Here is a 3751-nt window from a genome sequence, read left to right as displayed (position 1 = left end):
GTGCGGAGCCGCCGTTCTCGGTGCTGTACGTGTATGGGCCCGGGGGGATCGGCAAATCCAGCCTGCTCGATGTTGCCGCCGATCTCGCCGCGGACGCCGGGGCCGTTGTCGCTCGGCTCGACGGGCGCGATCTGTCTTTCTCGCCCACAGCGGTGCTCGAAGCCCTGGGCACGTCGCTCGACGTGCCCGACGGCGACGACCCGATCACCGCATCCGGACGAGTCGTGCTGGTCATCGACACCTACGATCGGCTCGCGCCGCTCGATGATTGGGTGCGAACCGCGCTGCTGCCGCGCCTGCCGGCGACGGCGCTGACCGTTATCGCGAGCCGCTCGCCGCCGAGCTCGGCCTGGCGTGCCGACCCGGGCTGGGGTGATCTGCTCCGGGTCGTCTCCCTTCGCAACTCGAGCCCACCCGAAAGCCGCGAGTATCTCCGCACGATCAAGGTGGACCCTGCGCGGCATGAGCAGATACTGCAGGTCACGCACGGTCATCCGCTGGGACTCGCGCTGCTTGCCGACGTGTCCGCGCGCGGCGGCGACCTGCTGGTGGATCCGCTGCCGCCCGACCTCGTCGGGACGCTGCTGCGGCGGTTCGTGGAGGTCGTCCCCTCCGATCTGCATCGGCGCGCGCTGGAGGTATGCGCGTTGGCGCGGGTGACGACCGAGGCGCTGCTTCGGGAGGCGCTCGATGTCGGTGAGGCCTATGAGCTCTTCGACTGGCTGCGCGGATTGTCGTTCGTCTACGTGGGCGCGGACGGCTTGTACCCGCACGACCTTGCTCGCGATGCAGTGGACGCGGACCTGCGCTGGCGCGATCTCGACGGTGTCACCGGCTGGGCGGAACAGGCCCGGAACGGTGGTGACCGGGCTGATCCAGCCCCGCCGGGTCAGGCGCGGCCCGCGGTCATTCCGCCGTCTACGACATACTCCGCGCCATTGCAGTAGCTCGATTCCGTGCTGGCGAGGAAGACCACCAACGGAGTCACCTCCTCCGGGAGGCCGAGGCGGGCCAGCGGGTTCGAGCCCCGATCGAGGCCGACCTCGCCGGTAGCGCCGAGCATCGGGGTGAGAATCCCGCCGGGATGCACCGAATTGACCCGCACACCATGTGGGGCCAGTTCCAGCGCGGCCGATTTGGTGAGGCCGCGGAGACCGAATTTGGAGGCGGTGTAGGCGTGGACGCCCGGGACGCCCTGGATTCCGGCGGCGGAGGAGATATTCACGACGGCTGCCGGGGCGGCTGCGACGAGGGCGTCCCGTGCGGCGGTCAAACCGAGGAACGGGCCGGTCAGATTGATGGAAAGCACGTTCTGCCACTGCTTTTCGGTGTACTCGCCGATCGGTCCGCCGTCCAGGATTCCGGCATTGTTGACCAGCACATCGAGTTTGCCGAAACGCCTGACCGTTTCGACGACCGCCGCGTCCCAGTCCAGCGAGCTGGTGACATCGAGTCGGATGTACGCGGCCCGGTCGCCGAGTTCCTCGGCCAGCGCCTGCCCCGCCGCCTCGGCGATATCGCCGATCATGACAGCTGCGCCCTCGGCGATGAAGGCGCGGGCGTGCGATGCGCCCATTCCCGAGGCCGCGCCGCTGATCAGCGCGACTCGTCCGGTCAATCGTCCACTCATGGTGTGTGTCTCCTACGTCAGGTGGGTGTTCAGCCGAGGGTCAGCTGGATCGGCTCGCGCGAGAGGTTGGGGCGGTACACGCAGCGTGTGCGCGAATAGATGGTGGGCATGCACTCGTTGCAGTGCACGCACGCCGAGCGCGCCGACTCATCGGCCTGGATGCGATGCAGCAGATCCGGTTCGCGCAGCAGGGCCCGGCCCATGGCGACGAAATCGAAACCCTCGGTCCGAGCCTGGAGCATGGTGTCGAGATTGGTGATGCCGCCCAACAGGATCAGCGGCATGGTCACTGCGCGTCGGAAGTGGCGGGCCCGCTCGAGCAGATATGCCTCCTGGTACGGGTACTCCTTCAGGAAGGACTTCCCCACGAAGCGGAAGCCGAAGCGGGCCGGGCCGGGCAGCACCTTCCCGAACGAGCGCAGCGGCGGGGTGCCGTGGAACAGCAGCATCGGATTGAGCAGCGAACTGCCGGCGGTCAATTCGAGGGCGTCGAGCGCGCCATCGGCCTCGAGCCAGGCGGCCACCTGAAGCGACTGGGGAACGGTGAGGCCACCGCCCGCGCCGTCCTCCATATTGAGCTGGGCGGGGACCGATATCAGATCGCCCACCGCTTCCTTGACCGCGCAAGCGATTTCACGCGCCATCCGAGCGCGGTTGAGCAGGGACCCGCCGTAGGCGTCCTTGCGCCGGTTCAGAATCGGGCTCAGGAATGAGCTGGCCAGGTAGTTGTGGCCGAAGTGGATCTCCACCGCGTCGAATCCGGCTTGCTCTGCCAGTCGTGCGGCATTCGCGTGCGCGGCAACGAGTTCGGCGATGTCGGACACACTGGGGGTCTTGGTGAATCGCATGCCCAGCGGGTTGAACATCCGGCTCGGCGCGATGGCAGGCACCCGGTTGGAGGCGGCATTGGCCACCGGTCCGGCGTGGCCGATCTGCGCGCTGGCCGCGGCCCCCTCGGCATGGACGGCATCGGTCAGCTTCCGCAGTCCCGCAACGGCTTCCGGTCGCATCCAGATCTGATGCCGATCGGTGCGACCGCCCGGTGCGACCGCGCAGTACGCGACAGTGGTCAGCCCGACGCCTCCGGCGGCCACCTCCCGATGGAAGTCGATCAGTTCATCGGTCACCAGGGCGTCGGGCGTGCGACCCTCGAAGGTCGCGGCCTTGATCACCCTATTGCGCAAGGTGATCGGTCCCAGCTTGGCCGGTGTGAATATGTCGTTCATCGCTACTCTCCTGTCGGCGCGCACAGACCGGCCACCACGAAATCCCGCAGCGTCGCCAGTTCCGGCATCGTCATTCCGTGGTCGTCCAACTCGGGGCCGCCGAAGCGCACGATGATCAGATCGAAGGCGAGCATCCACCGCCGACGGCTCTCCTGGGCGCTCAGTTCCGGCAGCAGCGCGGCCCAGGTGCCCATTCGAAACCAGGGTCCCTGCCACGCGGTGAGATGACGTCCGAGCACGAACCTGGCCAGGAGTCGAAGATGCAAGCGGCCCAACGGGTCGCCCGCGAGCTGCACGAAGGGCGTCAGGATCGCGTCGACCACCGCGGGCAGCGAATCCGGCGCCGCGGTCGCGCGTACCAGCTTGTCGGCCCACAGCGGTCCCAGCCGATCTTCGATCAGGGCACCGAACAGGGCTTCCTTCGAGCCGAAGTGGTAGTGCACCGCGGCCGCGTTGGCACCCGCGGCGGCACAGATGCCGCGGATCGAGACCTCGTCGTAGGGCTGGGTCAGCAGCAGCGTTTCGGCCGCGGTCAGCAGTCGCTGCCGCGTCCCCGTCTCGACCTCATTGACCATACCCAGTATTGAAACACGTTTCAATCATCTATTCAATCATTGATTGAGGGACCTGACGCAGATGCCGTGCTGATCCTCTGCCCGCCGATCTCAGAGTGTGGTCGCCGGCAGCGCCGCGATTGTGTCGGCGACGAGGCGGACGATCCGCTGGGCGTCGGAGCGGTCAGGGTCCTGGTCCGGGTCGTAGATGGCCAGGCTCCATCCAAGACATCCTCCGCGTGCCACGGCGGCGATCAGTGCGCGGGTGAGCTGGTCCCAGGTCAGACCGTTCGGTTCGTCGGCGACGTCAGGTAAGCCTTGGGCCGGGAACTGTTCAGGGT

3 protein-coding genes and 2 pseudogenes are annotated in these 3751 nt (G+C 67.6%); 1 reads left to right on the top strand and 4 read right to left on the bottom strand.

Going from position 1 to position 3751, the window contains the following annotated elements; translation table 11 throughout:
• A pseudogene (locus ACFWPJ_RS27275) lies at positions 1-824 on the top strand (ATP-binding protein); the annotation flags it as partial.
• Positions 825-889: 65 nt separating this feature from the next.
• Here the strand turns inward: ACFWPJ_RS27275 and ACFWPJ_RS27270 are convergent.
• From ACFWPJ_RS27270 to ACFWPJ_RS27255, 4 genes and pseudogenes are all read right to left on the bottom strand, one after another.
• Entirely contained in the window at positions 890-1630 is a 741-nt protein-coding gene (locus ACFWPJ_RS27270; RefSeq protein WP_378855515.1) for an SDR family oxidoreductase, read from the bottom strand.
• A gap of 29 nt (positions 1631-1659) precedes the next feature.
• Positions 1660-2856, bottom strand: coding sequence for an NADH:flavin oxidoreductase (locus ACFWPJ_RS27265; RefSeq protein WP_378855513.1), 1197 nt, complete (start codon positions 2854-2856; stop codon positions 1660-1662).
• A gap of 2 nt (positions 2857-2858) precedes the next feature.
• Positions 2859-3431, bottom strand: coding sequence for a TetR family transcriptional regulator (locus tag ACFWPJ_RS27260; RefSeq protein ID WP_378855511.1), 573 nt, complete (start codon positions 3429-3431; stop codon positions 2859-2861).
• A 90-nt stretch (positions 3432-3521) separates the two neighbouring features.
• Positions 3522-3751 (bottom strand): annotated as a pseudogene (locus ACFWPJ_RS27255) (arginase family protein); the annotation flags it as partial.

Origin of the sequence: Nocardia sp. NPDC058497 (assembly GCF_042720195.1) — a bacterium.
Lineage (GTDB): Bacteria > Actinomycetota > Actinomycetes > Mycobacteriales > Mycobacteriaceae > Nocardia.
The sequence above is the reverse complement of the archived record's forward strand: the minus strand, read 5'-3'. Positions and strand labels throughout refer to the sequence as shown.